Raw genomic sequence first — 19,213 nt, 5'->3', positions numbered from 1 at the left:
TTATGCCTCCTTCTTTCCAAAACTGTTCTGGTTCATATATTCCGGATCAAACGCCGTATGCCGGTAGTAGATCCGCTCGATTCTTTTCAGATCTTCCTCTACTTCTTTTTTTTCAGCTTTTATTTCCGCAAGCTTTCCCATTGCTTTTACTTCGTCACCTCTCCAGATCTTGCCGAGTTCATAGATGACTCTCTTGTGGAAAACTTCCTGTTCATCAAGTTCCGCAAGAGCTTCCTTGCGCACCTTGTCGATCAACATGTTCATATAACCTTTGTTGTACATATCCGGCTTTGCCTTCTCCAGCCATTCTTTACAGCAGCTTTCAAAATTCTGCTCAAGAAAAGCTAACGATGCCGGAGTCTGATAATCCTGTGCTACCAATGTGTCATGCGGTCCATACACCGGAAGTATTACAGGTTCCTCCTGTTCAACCACTTTCTTCTTTTTGAACCATTTTCCCGTTTTTTTATTTGTCTTTTTCTTATGCTTCAACCATGCCATCTTCTGTACCTCCCATCATTTTTCCAGAGTTCTCTTCATATCTCATCGGCTCACTATAGCCACCCTGGATCAGTCCTTTTGTCAGAATCTGTTTGATATATTTAAAATGTGCCTCATATACTTTCTGTCCCGGAATGACAGCAAGCTCCACATCCGGTTTGGATGGCATGTCTGTACTTCCGGCAGCTTTCAGGATTCCTTTCCAATAACTGGACAGATGTTTCATGATCACATTTTCTGCTCTCTGCAGATGATGCTGTAATGCCGCATCAATGGATTCCATTTCCATATTCAATTCGGAAAGATGAATAATGAGCTCCATACGGCGTGCCTGCTGACGCTCCTGATTTTCCGGATTCTGACTCTGTGGTGTATTGCTCTGAAGCAGAACTTCCAGTTCTTTGCATTCACTCCCGACAGTATGCGCAATGGATTTCAGTGCCTCATCAACCTGACAGTATACTTTGTTTTTATACTCTCCAAGACAGCGGATTCTTTCCTGAATCCATGGGGTCAGATAGCGTCCATCCTGAATGCAGAGCTGGGAATTTTTATAATCACGTTCTCCAGCTTTTGAAAGTACAAATCTGAAATTCATAAAACCATCCGGATGTGTTTTTTTGTTTAATTGTTTCATAATGGGTGTTTTTGTTTCCATATGCATTCCCTCCCTTTCACTATAGATATGGAGCAGGCATTGCAAAAAGTTTCCAAAAAAAGTAAAAAAATACCCCCGAAAAAATTCGGGAGTACCTTTCTTACTCTTTTCCTGCAAACAGGCTATCAATATTTCATTTTGTAAATAACCAGTTCCTTTCTCTTTCTTGGTTTCGTTTAGTTTATCTCAAACATGCCAAATCCCTGTGCATTTTTTGATCCCAATCCTGTCTGATACAGAAAGTCCAGATATTTTCGTTTTCCGGAAAGCTTATAGCTTCCATACCAGGCATTGATATAGCTTCCCTGATAACGTGTCACAAGTTTTTGCGGCAGTTCTTCTCCGACATAAGTCAGTGTGATTGGCTGAAATGGCCGAACTCCATAAAATGCCTCATATTTCCGTCTGAAATTATCCACGATCTTCTGATAAAATTCTGGTTCTTCCGGTGAATAAAAATACGTTCTTCTTGTGTCATAATCGGTGGAATATACGGTGAGCGGCGTTTTCATCCGGATAAGCAATTCGGTCTCCTCTACCGTATAATCATATAATTCCAGATGTATGTCCCGACAGTTCATGGTTCCAAATGTAATCCCCTGATACTGAAAACTCATCGCCAGAAGATTGATCAGCAGCGGTTCCGGACTTCGTACTTCAAAGCTCACATACGAACGGAATACAATCTTGTGATGCTTTTTATCAACATAATAATCTCCGTTCAACTGGCTGAACTGGAACATTTTATACTGCCTGTTTCCATTGCCGTATCCGTACTCGTGGAGAAATTCTGAGTAATCGGGCATTGCACTTAATGCCCGATATATAATTGACTGGATGATATGATTGTAATTAAGCGGCAAAACCAATGGTTCCTGCAAATTAATGGCTACTTCTAACTGCATGATCATGAATTCCTTTTTTTCTGATTTTGATAATTAGGATTGAGACTGTATGGTAGTGAAACATCTTCCTCCAAAATATCCGGCAACACTTTTTTAATTGTCACATCCGCCCGGTTCTTTGGCATACCTTTTCCGGAAAGCGTGCCATGGTTTTGGCCAAACCACCGAAATCCTTCCGTCAGAGGTTTATCTTTCTGATTCCAGATTTTCGGATATGTGATCTCCACACCTTCCGGAACAGCATAGATATCCGCTATTTTGAAAAATGCATCTTTTACTGCTTCACTGAATCCTGCGCCCTTCCCGTTATCAGAATCTGCACCATAGGAAATGTGAAACCAGTCAGGTTCTTCCCTCCGGTCCTTCTTTTCCATCTGATAACTCAGCACATTGTCAGCAAACAAAAACGTTCTTTCTTCCACAGATGTCACATTGCAAACCACGCTTCCGTAGCCCAGCGGTTTCGCTCCGCCCAGCTTTAATCCAGGCGTTTTTCCTTCGACCTGTTCGCTGCTGTCCAAAATCCAGAGCAACTGATTTAACTGTCTCTTTGAAATCCCTTCAAAATAAAGTTCACCTTCAAATGTCACACCTGATTTTACCGGTCGGATTGTCTTATTTAGTTTCGTCTTCTCTATCTCCTGTGAGATGTCAACCTTCCTGTGATGCCAGTAATATTTTCGTCCACGCAACTGACAATTCTTTCCGGAAGCAGTATACAGATGCGTTTGTCCACGTCCGTCATCATACTCATCTCGTGTAGTATAATAATCATATGTCCAAAATTCTGCTTTTTCGTCCGGTTTTTTCAGATAAAATTCCACATTTCCAAGTTTTGGTTCAGCCAGTGCCTGTAATGTGACTTTTCCGTTATTTTTTTCGAGATAAAATGCGTTTTTTATCTTCTGATTGATGTCTGTTTTTTTCTGTTCGTCTTTCTTTAAATCGGTTATCTGCTCAGGTTCTTTCCACTCTGTCATTATCTGATCATATTTCTCCGGATACAGATCTGAAAAACGGATTTTGGAACCTTTTGCATTTTCATTATTTGTTCCAACAGATCCAAAAAGGTCACAGGCCGGACAAAAATCTTCTTTACATGGACGGAACTTCCCGGCAAGTTTATCCAGATTCTGATTGGATACCTCTTTTGAAAAAATAGCAGGAGCCAGATAAAAAATCTCCCGATTGCCGATTTGGGAATATGTCACCGGAAAATACGCTTCTTCCTTCCCATTCAAAAATCTTTTCAGATCATTTGCATATTCTTCGTAGGCAGCCTTATTATGTGGTGTCAATGCAGGCTGATCCAGATAAGACTCAAGCACCGGAAACATTTTTCGTTCTACAATATCTCTGCTGACCTTAAGTTCCGAAATTGCCGGTTTGTTTTTTTGTACAGCAAATACATGGTAATGAAGTTTGGCTACTCCCATCCCCCATTTGAGCAAATATCCATAATTCGTGTATTTTCCCGGCTCATCAGAATATTGTTCGATTGCTTTCCATGATCCTTTCTCATTTTGTTCCGGTTTTTGATAATAAACCGTTGTTCCATTATGAAAATTTTCAAAATTCTTTGGAGGTTTTGTCGCCCGCCGAATCTTTTTTCCTTTTTTTGTTGTCTCCCAATGGGCATCTTCCCCCAGACCAATCCGCAATGACTGCGCAGGCAGCAATTCCCAGTTTCCCTCATGGTCCCGGTGAAGCAGCGCCGGTGTAAATCGTTCCGGGCTTCTTTTTACCGGATAAGTATCTGTATTCAGCACGCTCATGCACGAATCCGTCAATGTTTCATATACATTGCGGACAACACCACGCATTTCGCTGCCCGGAATGACCGGAATATGATATTCATCCTCGTATTTCTTTGTCGGATCCAGTTCCGTATAAGAAAAGAAATCACAGGATTTATGATCCGGTGTTTCGGATTCCGTAAATGCTGTCTCTGAACTTGAATTTGGTATAAACAGAGGTGTCTTTGTGGTGATCGTATAATGAATCACACCTGTATGCCGGTCTTCATCTGCATAAGCATGCGCCTTTTCTTTCGGAAAACAGATAAAATTATACGGATTTACAAAACCTCTCATGTTTTTCGTATCACCCATCGTTATCTCACCTCTTTCAACCGATAGTTACGGATCAGCAACAGATCGTTTTCATCATATGTCAGATAATTGACCACCTCAACGCAAAGATCCTGTTCTCCTGACTGCTCATCATTTTCTTTCAGGGTATAAATTTTTTCACAGTAGATGTCATCATGTGGCATGTTCTCATCACTGATCACGTTCTCTATTTCACCATGCTCTGACTGTATGATTCGGTACTCTGTTGAGTCATCAAACAGATGCAGTTCCAGAAGATGCTTCTGGATATCATCTTCGGATAATTCTTCTTTTTTGTAAGGTCTGTATTCCACTCTGTCTGTATAAAGTGCATACATGATTCCCTGTTCGGGTGCTTTTGACAGATTCATGCTTCTTCCCCTCCATTTTCGGACATGTTTTTCAGCAGGTTTCCAATAAGAAAATTTTCCACACTATCTTCTCCATCAATTGTGATAGGACCATTTGCCGAAAAAATACCTCTTCCGATCGCTGTCTGACCTCCCACGGCCAGCAATCCATTTTGTAGGTCTTTCAGCGCCAGAAGAAGAATACCAATCATCCATGCTTCATCCTGCGGATTATTTCCTTTTCGCACGTCAATCCGCACGTTCAGTGTTCCATCCACATATGTTTTTTCTGTATATAAAGAACCGTTTTTTACCGCAGACTCAAAGCGGCTGACACCGGTTCGCACCATCGTAAGCGGTTTTGCGCCTTTTATATCCACTTCATGGACAATGATATTCGATGCACAGGCCTGATCCCCATCCACATATCCAAATATGGTGTGGATCATATCGGTACTGTTTTTCGGAAAGTTTACACCAGCTTTCTTTAGTTCCCCGATGATCGTTTCCATGCGGTGACGAATCGCTCCGGCAAGGCTGCTTCCTGAAAGTATCGGAATCTCTGTCTTTTCCGCTTTGTTTCCGTTTTCATCTGTCTGAAGTGCCGGTCTTGTCAGATGCACATAATCCGGTTCTCCTTTTTTTGCTGCATACCGCCGAATACTGATCCCGCCTTTCATCCTGAGTGGTACTTCTATATGTACCATAGAAGGCTCCCAGTCTGTCTTTTCCATCCATACATTCAACCGATTTTCGGCATCTCTCCAGGAATCATTCTGATATGCATTTGCATAATCAGCATAGTTCTCTTTTGTATATTCCTTTTCTGCAACAGACAAAATCTCAAATTTGCCAAAACCTCTGGTCTTTTTACTTCCAAGACGGATTTCCCCTTCCTTGATTCCACGGAAAATCTTACCTATCTCCTGCTGCATTTCCGCTTCGTCATCCTTCTCACGAACGGTCAGTTCCAGGAAAAAATGCGCCCTGCTTCCGGCTTCCAGAATTTCCATATCATATTTGCTTTCCGATTTTGCCGTTTTCTGTGCCGTTAATCCCACACCATCTCTGACTCCGGATAACGGCTGCTCATCAAATGTCAGGTCGGAAATAAACAGCGCACTCATTTTTCCGGTATCCTGGCCATTTTTTTCTTTTTTTGTATACCCGAGCAGACAGGGTTCATTTTTTTCTTTTCTGATGTACGCACGCATAGCTCCTGCCAGAGAACTTCCGGGCACAAAGGCATTTCCGTTTCCATCTCTGAGCAGATCAGCATCCGTCCATTCATCCTCACCGGAGGACACATTCAGTGGTGAGAGAAAACGAACCTGCACATACAACATTATCTTTTTTATAATATGATTCCTTTCCATTCCTCTCACCCCTTCTTTTCTGCCTTGTTCAGTGATTTTACCAGATATTTCAATTCTATCAGATAAATCCGATATACTTTTTTATACAATGTATGTTCATCCCACTGACTGGTAAAAGGTACCTGATAGCGCTGATTTATCTTTTCGGAAACTTCTGTTTCCATCTCTTTTGGAACAATCAGTTTTAAAATATCCTGACAGATTTCTCTTTTTTTCTTGTCCTCAATCGCATCTGCCTGCTCTTTCATTGCCTGATAGCTTGTTTCATTTTTAAAAATCGCACGCAGTTTTGCGACAGAAGCATTTAATCCTCGTTTTACAACACGTTCTCCCGTTTTTTCCTCTTTTTCGGTAAACAGATCCTGATTTTCTTCCAACGCAGTCTTCAACCTGATTCTGACAGCTTCCTCCATCTGCCGTGCAAACTCGGTCTGAAGAAGCTGCTGCAAAATGCGGCCGGTTTCTTCTCCTGCAATCAGTTGATTCCGTATGGCTTCTTCCGTATCCAGAGGCTTAGATGATGTCACTTCTGATTTTTCTGCATTTTCCATTTTTTTCGGTGCAGCATCCGCCGTTTTATAAATGCAGACATCTGCCGATGCTTTTGCCGGTGTCACAATCAGTTCGCCGTAACCTTCTGCGGTACGCTCCCCGATAAACTGTGAATGCAGATGTTCCGCATCAAATCCCTTATCTGAATGTATAAGAAATGTACTGCCTTTACCAAGGGCATGAAATGCCGGTTTTCTCCGCTGCCAGGTGACGTTAAAGCCTCCGATCAGGGCAAAATCCAGAAATGGGTGTGTCAGTTCCAGATCATCCACTCCGATAACAGCTTCCAAACAGTGTTTCAATACATTGATTTCTGTACTCGGCATTCCGTATTCGTTATAGAGAATGACATCTGACCCAAGCGTGAGCACCGCATCATGCATCATTGACGGAGATTGCTCACCAAAAGATTCCACATCATATAAAACAAAATCTACGGCACCAAATTCACTGGATTTTCCATATCCCATGCGCACTTCTCCCAGCGCATTTACCGCATCCAAAATCTTTTCTGCACACACTTTATCTACATAGATAGATCCACCGAACGTCTGACCCGCGCTGATTCCGCAAAGCTGATAAAAACTGGAACCATCTTCGCCTGTCGCACGTCCCACCGACTTATCCGTCGGTCTCTGATGATGATAACTGATCTCCGTCACCACACTTGCTGTATGATTGTCTGCATCCATATATGCCACTCCTGCCGGTGTCATCTGTTTTCCTGTAACATCCGGATCATACAGCATATCTTTGAGCAGCATCTTTCCTTCGTTATCATAGGACTGATCTTTTTGTTTCTGAAGGGAAATTCGTGCCGGCATGCAACGCTTTTCTCCATTCATAATATACGCATTGGAAACCCGGATCCCATGATGTTCCATCAGATCAAGATAGACTTCTCTTCCAAGTGCTCCCGCCAGCAGACCAAGGACTTTACTTCCGGCGATGTAATCCTGCGTCTGCGCCTGATTTCCCTGTGGGGATTTGCAGACCATGGTAGATTTCAAAGTAATCCAGTAGCTGATCTTATTATGTTCTTTCAACTGCTCCTTTGTAATGAATACGTGCTTATTTGTTCCCTCTGCATCCATTTTACCGGTGCTATCCAGCTTCATTTCTACCAGTCCCAAACCTCTGCTGCGTGACACCCCCATATGTTTTACCAGTGACACAGCCAGTTTTAATGATTTCAGCAATTCCGCATCCACTTTTTTACCCGGATTACATTCCGCTTCAAATTCCAGTCCGCGACGGATCACCCGCATCGTGCGCAGAGAATTTTTATCTGCCACACCGGTTTCTAAATCCACCGCCGTCTGGGTTCTTAGATCTGTATACTGATCCAACACATTTTGCGGTGCAGCCAGTCCATTCTCTTTAAAATGCTCTGCCACAGCTACGAGTGCGGCATGCTCTTTCAGATAAGCATTTGACAGGGAAAATCCCGATTGCTGACTCCCTTCTTTTCCAAACAGTTTTTCGTATGTATCTTTGCTGATCAGTCCGAATTCCAGCAATTCCAATGCCGCCTCGCGGATACATCCTTTGATTCTTTTGGCCGGAATATAGGGGATTCCATATTTGTCGTATACAACATCAGTATCCACCATACTGTTATAGGATTCACCGGAATAGGTGCACAGATCCGACAGCAGCTTTATATATAACTTCATCTTTTTGCATTTCCCCCTCTAGCTCTGAGCCTGGACGGTGATATCTTCCAGCTCGATATTGAAATCCATGATCTCCAACGCGTCATACCACAAAGCATACGCTTCGCTTCTCTCTTTAAAAACAGGATAACCACGAGAAGTAAGGAACGATACGGCCTCTTCCCGTTTATTTTTCACCGGGATCGCATTGCGCAGCTGCTTCGCCTTGCTGCGTGGCATGCTGGTTTTTCCAAACTGTTCTGACCACTCATCCAAACGTGCTACACTGTATCTTTCATTTACTGCATTCAGTTCATGACGGTCCGTTTTGGGCGCCACATAATACGGTCTTGCAATAAAATACTCTGTTCCGGATACATAATGTTTCTCACGATAACTTTCAAGATCTGCTGCCCGCACATTCGTACAGATCTGAAAATCAAAAAAGTTTCCGATCGCATTGTCAGCGCCCCTGCTTTCCGGTTTCTTGGCACGTTTTTTTGCGCTGTCACAACAGGCTTCTGCCACCTGATAAGCATCGGAAAATGGAAAATGGCTGTTGAAAAAAGCAATTCCTCCACAGGCGCTGTAATCTTTTTCATTTCCGAGGTTTTCCAGAAAATATCGAACCGCAGGAATGGCCAGTTTTGCATTGCACACAAAGGTAATATCATCTCCTGCCACGATGATTTCCCTGTAAAGATGCGTTTTTACACAAGATTTGACCTTCGGTGTCAGCTCATCCATATACTTCGTCATCTGGTCAAACGTCTCGCGGAAAACCTGCGCAATTTCCAGCGAAAGTTTTCGCATACAGGAAACGGCATCCTTGTACTCTTTTTTCTGCTCCATCTCCTTACAGATCCGCATTCCCATGCTGTTTCCGTCAATATGGCATACCGCCAGCGTGGAGTTGTCTCCTTTTTCAGTTACCATATTGTCAAATACTTTCTCACTCTCATCCTTGGGAAATCTGTCCCGCTTCTTCTTCGCTTCGGTACAATAATAATCACCTTTCACTCTGCTGGTCAGCGGATAGCCCGTAATAGAATCTACTGCCATAAACGGCATTGCTCCCATCGGTTCTGTCATCGGCATTGCCGCTTTGATCCGCCGCATTTCTTCCTGAATTGCATTATAATCGTACGCATACGAATCTGTTTTCTTTACTACCGCAACTGCCAGATTCAGCGAATACGTCTCCTCCAACAGATATTTCGCCAGATAACGGTTTACCTTCTGACAGATTTCTCCTTTACGGAACAATACATAGGCATTTCCTCCTCCGATAAACAGAATCTGCATCTGTATCTCATCCTGCGTTAAAAATGCAGCCGGATCATCCTTTTCCCAGTCCGTAAGATACTTGTTTTTCTGCTCCTGTAGCACGTTCTTCTCCAGATAGGAAATCATTCCCTGCGTAATGATCTGATCCACCAACTTTGATGCTCCGATGATTTCTTTTGCAACATTACTTTTAAAAATAAATTTCTGTATACCCCTGACGTCATACATCGCCAGAACTTCTTCTGCCTGTAATTCCGATTTCATAAATTTTCCTTTCTCCTCGCTGCATTTATAAATATACTATACTGTTTCTCCGACGCATCAGCAATCAATTTTTCCTTCCGCATCGCAGATCTATTCATCAAAACTTGAAAAAGGATGGTCTGCCAGACCATACGCAATCGCTTCCGAGGCACTCAGGTGATAATCTCTGTCACAGTCTGCCTCAATCTGTTCCACACTCACGCCACAATTTGCCGCAAGAATCTCATAGAGACGTTGATTGACTTTTTCAATATGTCGGGCACATCGGAGAATATCTGCCGTCTGACCGGAAACGCCTCCTAATGCCTGATGGATCATCATCCATGCATTCTTACCGATATAACGCTTTCCTTTTGTTCCGGAAGCGGCAAGTACAGCCGCCATGGAAGCCGCCGTTCCCATCACCACTGTCCTGATATCACATCCACAGTTTGACATGGTATCAAGGATTGCCGCCCCGGCGCTGACAGATCCTCCCGGCGACATGATCCAGAGCGTGATATCATCATCACTCAAAGATGCAAGATGATTGATCTGACAGCAGATATCAGCAGCCAGTGAATCCGTAATTTCTCCTGTAATATAAATTCTTCTGCGGGAATATTCCTCTGACAGACAATCAGATGTTACATAACCGGCAGATGTAGCCATTCTTGTTGTTGGTATCGACATATGTAATTCCTCCTCTTCTAATCATCTTCACATGTGCCAAACAGCTCTTCAAATTGCTTTTCCAGTTCAGCAGCAACCATTTCAGCTGAAACATCATTCTCCACATAAGCCCTCTGTCTCCGGGCATAACGATCACGTTTCGAGTTTGAAATAACCATAGTTTCATCAACTGGGACAAGATTTCCGCTATTTTTCCCCGATGCAAAAGGTACACGTATTCTCTTGTTTATGATATCCGTTATAAACTGTTTCACCGTATAAGTTGCAATAGACCGATGGTGTCTGACGCAGGATGGGGCTGGATCATCTCCAATTTCATAGTGCTCAATACTTGGAAGCATCGTGCAATAGCGGATTCCCTTAGAAAGGTTCATATAGATTGCTTCCTTATAATCCCATGTTTTCTCAAGCGTCATAAGTTCCGCCTGCGAACACAGGGGTTTTTCACTTCCATCCGAAGTAATATGTGTGGTTCCAAGTTTTGTTTCCAGTTCACTCAGCAATTCAAGCTCGCAGGATCCGAGAAACAGCGTAGATTCGCAATTGGCCAGAAGTTTTTCCGGATTCTCATAACGTTCTTTTAAAAGTGCAAGACTCTGAATGCACAGATAATATCTGATATTTCGGCTGCGGTGTGTCGCCAGTGCTTTATCCATATTTGGAATTGGCAGCGATGCAAATTCATCCAGCACAAAGTTGACCCGGGTTTCCAGTTTACCGTCTTTCCGGTGATAAGCTCTGCTGACCAGAAAACTCTGGATCTGGCTGATGATAATTCCCAGAATCATATCTGCTGTGGAAGTTGTGTCGTCAGTCACCAGAAACAGTGCTGTCTTTGGCTTCACAAGATCTTCCAGCGTAAAGGTACTGTACGAAAGCATTTCTGCAAGTTTCGGATTCTGGTTGAACGGTGACAGGAAACTGGATGCCGTTATGAGAATGCTTCGGAAGGTATTATCTGCGGAAGACAGACATTGTTTCAGGGCAGATTTTGCCATATTATCAGGCATCAGCGGAAGCAGCGCTTCGTTTATCATATCGGCAGAGCTTCTTACGTTAAAATCCGCCCAGTTCATAACATTCACCTGACTGAATCTCGGAAATCCATCCAGCATAACCGCTCCTGTACCATTGAGCCACATCTCACCGGTATCCGGCCAGAACGGATCTTTCGCAAAGCGTTTCTGCTTGTCCGCAAGTACATTTACAATATCCGAAAGCTGGCTCAGTCCCTTATCTTTATCCTCGGTTCGATAAGTTGAGGCCGCATAAGAAAGAATATTAAAACAGTCCTTGTCCATGGTTCGAAAATCAAGACAAAGTACCTTATAACCCAGACTTTTCAGGAATCCTGATGTGCGATGGAACAATTCTCCTTTGGGATCTGTCAGAACCATATTTTCTCCTGCTCTGGCAAGCATGATCTCCAACGGCATGAACCCGCAGATACTCTTTTTCATACCGCTGCATGCAATAATGGCAGTATGGCTGTCCCCGGCATCAATATAAGCCCGTCTTCCATCCGATATAATGGGCATGCCGCCTGCTTTTATTGTACCTGGTTTCGTAAGATCCACCTCTGTAAGACGATGCTTTACTTCTTCCTGCGATGTCCAGTGATTGACTGGTTTTTCAAAAACATAACCCGCATAAACGGCTTCATATTGCTTCTTTTTCTCCATCTCTACTTTCCTTTCGACATTTAAAAAATGACATGAGTCGGTTAAATTCTTTCTGTGTCAGCATGTATCGGAGCATGGAATCCGATCCTGACAGAAAGTTTTCCAGCATATCCTTATTGATGCATTTGTCAGAATACCACGACATTTCGGTCAGCAACGCTGTGATCAGCTCACTACTGAAATTCTGGTCAAGCATGCGGCGAAGGATTCTCTTCACCTGCAAGGTGCAGGTGATTCCACATTCCCTGCAGATTTCACTCACCGGATCACCAACGGGAGTTTTTTCTTTTTTCTCACTGACGCTGCAGCGCAAATTATCATGGATAAAAAATGTCAGTACTTTCCCGACAAGCTCTCTGGCAGATCTGGCATTCTGATCATCTACAATGAAGATGTACTTCCAACAGTCACTCATATCAATCAGAAAGAGGATCAGTTTCTTCAGATAATCTTCCTCGTAATGATTCAGGTAACTGCTCAGATTGATCACGATATAACCTCTGAATTCATCTCTCCGTCCGGCAACCTCGGCTGCGGTTCCCTGCAAACGTTTCAGTTCCATAAAATTTTTATCAAAAGATTCTGTATAACGAAGCTCAAATGCAAAGGAATCTTTCTTTCCTGCAAACTGTTCCGGATGCTGTGTTTTCGCATTATGGACGATGCTTTCGATATCAGACTGCCGGGTCAGTGGCGTTCCTAACAGAATATAATTCTCAGGAGCAAAACTATTATTATTGCGTATCATTTGAATCCTCCCTTCTATCTGATCACAGGACGTGTCTCATCTCTCAGAAATGCTTCCAGGCGCGCTACACGCTTTGCGGAAGATGGATGTGAACGATAAAGAGCCTCTGTAAGCGTCATCTGACGCGGATCATCCGGTGCGGCATAGGACAGAAAATGTGCAAGCTGAACGCCATAACCAAGCTGTGCTGCATAACGGTCACACCGAAACTCTGCTGCACGGCTTACGCAGCCTGCAACCGCCCGGTAAATAACGACAAGCCCTTTCTGGAACAGTTGGAACATACCTCCTACCACTTTGGTTGTTCCTTTAAAAGCCATCACACCGAGCCATGAACGAAAAAGGCTGCACACGAAAAAAATCAGAAAAATAATGACCATAAATACAAATGACATCACACTGATCGCTCCACACGCAAGAAGAATCGTGGCAAAAACGGCTCTGCTGAATTCTGCATCCAGATGCAGGGTGTGTGAAATCTCATGTCCAAGGACAGCGTTTAATGTCATGGGATCTGTATTGTCAAAGGTTCCTTTAGAGACAGAAATACAATTAGATCCATATGCTGTAGCCTGCATGTCACTGTCTCCAGGAATCAGATAAACTTTTAAACTGGAAATATCTGCCGAGCTGGTACGTTTTACATCTTTTGTAAGCTGCAATTTTGCATGCTCAAGACGTGTCCGTTCATACTGAGGCAGTTTGTCAGCCCGGACTGCTCCCTCTCTGAACAAAGTAAAATGTCCACCCAGCCAGACATAAAGTGCGATCACACCGGTAACCGCTGCGGCTGCCTGTGCATTATGACATAATGTATAGACAACCAGAAAATCAAACATCAATACGGCTGCAACTTTAAATAAACCTGATAATCGAATCATAGTAACTCCTCCCTGAAAACTCAAAATTGAAACAATGTCTGTGTCCCGCCACAGTCAATAATCGCTGTACCGGTATAAAGTGAATGAATCATTTCTTTTCGGTAACGGGCTTCCCGGACCGGGGCATTGATGACTTCCGTATCTGTCCTGTTTGTTCCCAGAAGCAGATCAAACGCGGTAGATGCACGAATCCGCTTATCAACCGCAGTGTGATAAGCGCGCTTTACCACATCCATCTGTCCACAGCAATCCTCAATTTTCAAACAGGAACTCATAGCATCATGGCGACAATAAATCCTCACCGGAAATGTACTCATCAGCACGCTGATATCTCTGTCATCCAACGAAAATGCATCTGCGGTAAACATATGTACATCTGTTGAAACAGGCAGATTTTTCAAAATATCCAGAATACAGCAGCGGTCAGATTTTCCATCATCAATGATCAGCACTGCACAGTTTTTCGGCTGCTTTCTGATAAATGCAAGCATCAGACTGCTCATCACTTCCTGCATCGGTCTGTCCGAAGCAAATTCACCGATTGCAAAATGTACCGCCGAGCCACTGCCAGGCTGACATCCATTGCCAATGAACGGTGCCAGCATCATAAGAAACTGTTCAAAATCTGCGGTCGCTCCGCTCACCTCTGCGTAACGTGCCAACAGATATTCGTAGTTTCCATGTGTCAGCATTCCACGTTCCACGAGCTGACGCAGTTTCCATTCAACCAGCACTGTGCCACTGTATTCTTCCAGCGTTTCTATACGGAGTGATCCGCAGTTTCCAAGACGCCGTTCTGTTTCTTTCACAAAAGAAAGATAACTGACCACTTTCATTGCCCTGCTTCCGTCAAATCCAAGTTCTGAAAGTAAACTCCGCAAACGACTGATTTCTCTGAGCGAAGATACTTCGAGAAGATCATCGCACAGATTAACATCCCCGTTCAGCGGGTTCAAAACTCTGAATCTGCCAAAACTGCCAAATTCGCGGCCATCCTTTGTACTGTCAACAATAAAAAGAATCTTTCCTGCATCATAAACCGAATTCACAATATACTGTCCCACGATTTGTCGCACCCGGGAATCGACACCACTGACAAGGTATCTCATATCCACAGTGCTTTGTGCAGAACTGTATACGGAATTGATGTATTGTAAATAATTCATACTGTTCCTCCTTTGTATGTGCGCTCCTGATCTACAGGTCAATATGTACTCTTTGCGGACGGTGAGACAATATTTTCACAATACAGTCTCCGGTTTCCAGAGAGGCAAACTCAGCCTCCGTAACGAGAGGCTCCATCTCGCATCTCACCGTCGGTTCGGCATAACGTGATGCCGGAAATACAATATGTTCTCTGTAGTCAGAACCATAGAGCGTCTGAAGTACTGATATCGTCTCCGGATCTCCGGGACGAAAACTGACAAGATATGGAAATCCTGCCAGACCACCGGTTGTAATATGCTCATTAAAATCTGTACTGAGTCCATAAAGGTTGGATACAGACTGCGTGGTAAGCAAAATCTGTAAACCATACTCACGCCCGAGATTCGCCGCCTGAAAAAGTCCCCAATCTGCAGTCTTCCCACCATCTGTCATCTTATCTAATTCGTCCAGCACCATAAGGATGGGCACAGATGTCCCCGCTGTATTGCTCAATTTGTAATCCTTGATTTTCTTCATATAGTACAGAAAAAACGGTCTGGATATCTCAGCAGATGCAAGATCATAGTGGAAAAACAAATTTCTTCCATATTTTCCGGCTAACCAGTCATGGATCGTATCTGTTCCATTCATTGCAAAGCTTCCCGAAAAATTTTCCAGTACCTGATTCAGAAAAAACTGAATATCATACGCACGTCTGGTAAATTTAAATTCTTCGGGATAATGGACATCGTATCCCCAATCCTTTAAAAGTATGGAATGATTACGCGGATTTTTTGCTAAATAGGCTAGGATTTCACCTGTTGTCATCCGACGCAGAGCATGGATCAACGTCCCGTTTCCAGTGTTTTCACCCGGAAAACAATCTACAATGGTTCGCAATACACCGATAAAAGTGTTTCGGGCTGCCTGAATCCAGGCCCGGTTTTGATTCGCTCCATTCAAAAGTTCTGCAAAAAGGAAATCTGCAAGTTCTCTCATTTCTGCTTCTGAATCGTTTGCCTGACGAATCTCTTTTATCATATTTGGCACAAACAGATTCTTTTCCGGTACAGCTTTAGAATCATATGTAAGCACCTTATCGTTATTTGCTAAAAATCTGTCCATAAAAGAGTGCTTTATCTCAAAAAACACTCCCTTTATATCAGGATCACCGGCCAGCAATATGTCTGCCGCGTTTTCTGTAAAAGATTTTGTTTTTCCAGTACCAACAACACCAAAAGTCACCACATTTGTTCCTTTCAGAACCGGCACTTCAACTGCCATACCGTCTGGAAGCGTCGCCTGAATACAGCCAACTCCTTCTGGCCATTGTGGCGATTCTTCTTTTTTCATCGTTGCAGGAATATCATAAAACATAATCTCACCTCTCTATTCATCATCGGAATCACAATCTGCAGCATCGTCACAATCTGCGTCGTTGCCACACTCTGCATCACTGCTAACACCTGTATCACTACCAGCACCTGCACCTCCGGTATCCGCAAACGCAGTATCAGATTCTGCCACACAGCTTGCCGGTACACCGCTGAAATCTGCGGCTGCATAATCTTCTGCAATTCCGGGTAATGCAGCTTCTGTTTCTTCCATTAGCTCTGCGTACTCTGCACTGCTCATGGGAACACCGAGCGCATCCGCCGAATTTTGAGCATCAAAAGTGTCCGGCAGAACAGCGGAACAGTCATTCCATGCTTCCTGCGTCGCAATAGATTCATTGGTAAAAGAATGACTGATCAATTCCGAATGACCATCTGCATAAGTCACATTGTCTGAAACCAGAAAAACATCCGGTCTGTTTCCGGGTTCCGAATCAACAATGGCAGTTTTTGAAGAATGAATGGAAGCTCCGTTCTCAAGTGCTGTACGTTCGCCTTGTTCCATGGCATAATAAGCACCATGATTAAGTTCTGCATTTTGTGGGACTATGTTATTAATCGAAGAACCCCCTAATGAAGATGCATTTACATGCCCTTTCTCATCTCCCGGCAGATATGCTGCGGTGCGGTGCGGCATATTGGTATGATCGCCTTTTTGTCTATCAAGCGGTCCATTCCAGGAAACATTTCCATTATCGGGATTTACATAACTGTAATTATTCTTCATGTTTTTCTCCTTCCTTCTGCATGCAATCCCACCACGGATCTATCTAACGTCTGATCTCTCCTGCAACTGGTGAGAACGATTTGCAGAGTGTCTTTTTCATGTGTACCCAGTTTATCTGATTCCAGGGGATATAAACATAAACTGCTGGTTAATGATATGTCACTTTGTTATCACACTTTAAGAATCCCTCTGTTTTCTATATGGGGATCACCTTTCCAAAAGTTGCTATTTTTCTGCAATTTTTTTACGAATAAAAAAGAAAACCTGATATTTTACAATCTAAATAGAAAAATCGGACTATTCGTTTTCGACAAACGAAACAGAAAAAGTAATAGAAAAATTTTAAGATTATTTAGAAAACGCAGATAAAGAAAATGTGGTATTTTTCCTAAGCAGGCGATTGTTAGCCGCGAAGGTAAAATACCACATTTTCGTTTCATATATTAAAGTTTTTAAAATAATTTTTATGACGCTTTTCCGATACGTTTCAGATAAATCTTTGTCTCACTGACAACCACTCCACTCAGTGCCACCAGTGCGATCAGGTTCGGGATCGCCATCAGTCCATTAAAGATATCTGCAATGGTCCATACAGCAGAAACTGTCATGTACGGTCCGATAAATACTGCCAGAATATATAACCAACGATAACCTTTGACTACTTTCTGATTTCCATTGGATAAATACTCCAGACATTTTTCACTGTAATAATCCCATCCGAGAATCGTCGTAAATGCAAAGAACACCAGACAGATCATCAGAATAAAGGATGAAAACTGCTCCGGGAACGGTAATGTCATCTGGAATGCTTTTGTAGTAACTGCCACACCTTCCAGACCGATATTCCATGTACCTGCAATTACAATAGAAAGACCAGTCATTGTACAGATTACGATTGTATCAATAAATGTTCCCAGCATAGAAATCAAGCCCTGCTGTCCCGGAGAATCGGTCAATGCTGCTGCTGCTGCGATCGGTGCACTACCAAGACCTGCCTCATTGGAGAAAATACCACGGGCAATACCTTTCTGCATTGCCATCAATACTGCTCCCAACGCTCCACCTGCTGCTGCCCGCAGACCAAACGCACTCTCAATAATTGTCTTGAACGCTCCCGGAATATCTCCGAGATGTGTCAGCAGAATGATTAATACAACAACTACATATGCAACTGCCATGAACGGTACGACAACCTGTGAAACACTGGAAATACGTTTGATACCACCGATAACTACCAGTGCGACACAGATAGATAACAATACGCCTGCGATTACAACTGTCCAGGAATAATCCATTCCAAACATGTGCACAGTCCATGTTTTATCCGGATCAAAAAATGTCTGTACGGCATTTGTGATACCATTGATCTGTGTAAATGTTCCGATACCAAACAAACCTACACAGACACCGAAAAACGCGAAAATCTTTGCCAGCCATTTCCACTTTGGTCCCATACCTTTTTCAATGTAGTAGAACGGGCCACCCACAATATGACCATCCTCTGCAACGGTACGATATTTCACTGCCAGCAGACACTCCGCATATTTGGTAGCCATACCTACAAATGCAGCTACCCACATCCAGAATAACGCACCCGGACCTCCGGCTACCAGCGCGGTTGCAACACCGACGATATTACCGGTACCGATAGTTGCGGACAATGCAGTACACAATGCTGCAAAACTGGATACTTCTCCGCTGTCACCACTTTTTTCATTTACAAAAAGTTCCTTGATTGCACGTGGCAGAAGTCGGATCTGCAGACCTTTGACTCTTATGGTCAGAAATACACCGACTGCCAGAATGAGGACGATCAGGGGAACGCCCCATACAAAATCGTCGATTGATGTAAGAATTTGATTGAATAATTTTGCCATTTTCTTCTCTCCCTTTTTATATAAAAAATAAGGCTGATAACATATCAGCCTCTAAAGAGTAGAACATGCATATATTGTGGTATGCTCTGTCCTTTTGCCTGAGAGATAAGCGGTTATAACCTGAAAGGACCGATCCATACGATACGCACAGATCATCCGATCACTTAACCGCGACACCTTCGGCGCTTCGCATATGCGAAGACTCTCCAGAGTGAACTTGTCTGCGATGCAATAATATGCATCTGATTTCAACGACCAACGACAAATCCGTAGAAAAGCATATCACAGGTTTTTGCAATATGCAAGCATTTTTCTTTATACAACGCACATTTGTCTTTGCTTGATGAGCATTCGATACATCTTATGCTTTTCAGATCTTATAAACAGGTTCGACTTGAACTTGCATCATGCTTCCTGGCAGTATACA

Annotated in this window: 16 protein-coding genes and 1 riboswitch; all 16 genes read right to left on the bottom strand. The window is 43.2% G+C overall.

The features are described from left to right. Entirely contained in the window at positions 1–501 is a 501-nt protein-coding gene (locus Q0I54_RS04635) for a hypothetical protein (RefSeq protein ID WP_296116840.1), read from the bottom strand. Continuing rightward, entirely contained in the window at positions 482–1,159 is a 678-nt protein-coding gene (locus Q0I54_RS04630) for a hypothetical protein (protein WP_296116838.1), read from the bottom strand. Before Q0I54_RS04630 ends, Q0I54_RS04635 begins: the two co-directional genes overlap by 20 nt. Positions 1,160–1,335: 176 nt before the next feature. Next, the gene (gene cas6, locus Q0I54_RS04625) at positions 1,336–2,064 is read right to left on the bottom strand and encodes a CRISPR-associated endoribonuclease Cas6 (RefSeq protein WP_296116836.1); all 729 of its coding nucleotides are present in this window, start codon (positions 2,062–2,064) and stop codon (positions 1,336–1,338) included. Positions 2,065–2,066: 2 nt separating this feature from the next. Beyond that, positions 2,067–4,175: a TIGR03986 family CRISPR-associated RAMP protein gene (locus Q0I54_RS04620; protein WP_296116835.1), complete on the bottom strand. Its 2,109-nt coding sequence runs from the start codon at positions 4,173–4,175 to the stop codon at positions 2,067–2,069. A gap of 2 nt (positions 4,176–4,177) precedes the next feature. Beyond that, positions 4,178–4,546, bottom strand: coding sequence for a hypothetical protein (locus Q0I54_RS04615; RefSeq protein WP_296116833.1), 369 nt, complete (start codon positions 4,544–4,546; stop codon positions 4,178–4,180). Continuing rightward, on the bottom strand, positions 4,543–5,901 hold the full coding sequence (locus Q0I54_RS04610; RefSeq protein WP_296116831.1) for an RAMP superfamily CRISPR-associated protein: 1,359 nt from the start codon (positions 5,899–5,901) through the stop codon (positions 4,543–4,545). The genes Q0I54_RS04615 and Q0I54_RS04610 overlap by 4 nt, the downstream gene beginning before the upstream one ends. Before the next feature lie 5 nt (positions 5,902–5,906). Then, positions 5,907–8,129 carry an RAMP superfamily CRISPR-associated protein gene (locus Q0I54_RS04605; protein WP_296116830.1) on the bottom strand — a complete coding sequence of 741 codons (2,223 nt, stop codon included), beginning with the start codon at positions 8,127–8,129 and terminating at the stop codon, positions 5,907–5,909. Positions 8,130–8,147: 18 nt separating this feature from the next. Beyond that, a complete protein-coding gene (locus Q0I54_RS04600) occupies positions 8,148–9,659 on the bottom strand; it encodes a Cas10/Cmr2 second palm domain-containing protein (RefSeq protein ID WP_296116829.1) in 1,512 nt (503 codons plus the stop codon). A gap of 90 nt (positions 9,660–9,749) precedes the next feature. Then, a complete protein-coding gene (locus tag Q0I54_RS04595) occupies positions 9,750–10,331 on the bottom strand; it encodes a ClpP family protease (RefSeq protein ID WP_296116828.1) in 582 nt (193 codons plus the stop codon). A 17-nt stretch (positions 10,332–10,348) separates the two neighbouring features. Next, on the bottom strand, positions 10,349–12,013 hold the full coding sequence (locus Q0I54_RS04590) for a type IV secretory system conjugative DNA transfer family protein (RefSeq protein ID WP_296116826.1): 1,665 nt from the start codon (positions 12,011–12,013) through the stop codon (positions 10,349–10,351). After that, a complete protein-coding gene (locus tag Q0I54_RS04585) occupies positions 11,991–12,761 on the bottom strand; it encodes a hypothetical protein (protein WP_296116825.1) in 771 nt (256 codons plus the stop codon). The genes Q0I54_RS04590 and Q0I54_RS04585 overlap by 23 nt, the downstream gene beginning before the upstream one ends. A 14-nt stretch (positions 12,762–12,775) precedes the next feature. Beyond that, the gene (locus Q0I54_RS04580) at positions 12,776–13,642 is read right to left on the bottom strand and encodes a M48 family metalloprotease (RefSeq protein ID WP_296116824.1); all 867 of its coding nucleotides are present in this window, start codon (positions 13,640–13,642) and stop codon (positions 12,776–12,778) included. Between the two features lie 20 nt (positions 13,643–13,662). Then, positions 13,663–14,808: a hypothetical protein gene (locus Q0I54_RS04575; protein WP_296116823.1), complete on the bottom strand. Its 1,146-nt coding sequence runs from the start codon at positions 14,806–14,808 to the stop codon at positions 13,663–13,665. 31 nt (positions 14,809–14,839) lie between these two features. Continuing rightward, on the bottom strand, positions 14,840–16,165 hold the full coding sequence (locus tag Q0I54_RS04570; protein WP_296116821.1) for a type IV secretion system DNA-binding domain-containing protein: 1,326 nt from the start codon (positions 16,163–16,165) through the stop codon (positions 14,840–14,842). 12 nt (positions 16,166–16,177) lie between these two features. After that, entirely contained in the window at positions 16,178–16,909 is a 732-nt protein-coding gene (locus tag Q0I54_RS04565) for a DNA/RNA non-specific endonuclease (protein WP_296116820.1), read from the bottom strand. Between the two features lie 464 nt (positions 16,910–17,373). Further along, positions 17,374–18,786, bottom strand: a complete 1,413-nt coding sequence (locus tag Q0I54_RS04560; protein ID WP_296116819.1) for a sodium:alanine symporter family protein — start codon at positions 18,784–18,786, stop codon at positions 17,374–17,376. 76 nt (positions 18,787–18,862) lie between these two features. Continuing rightward, positions 18,863–19,006: riboswitch (glycine riboswitch) on the bottom strand. Positions 19,007–19,213 lie beyond the last annotated feature (207 nt).

It is taken from the genome of uncultured Eubacterium sp., from assembly GCF_934295145.1.
Taxonomy (GTDB): domain Bacteria; phylum Bacillota; class Clostridia; order Lachnospirales; family Lachnospiraceae; genus Eubacterium_I.
The sequence above is the reverse complement of the archived record's forward strand: the minus strand, read 5'-3'. Positions and strand labels throughout refer to the sequence as shown.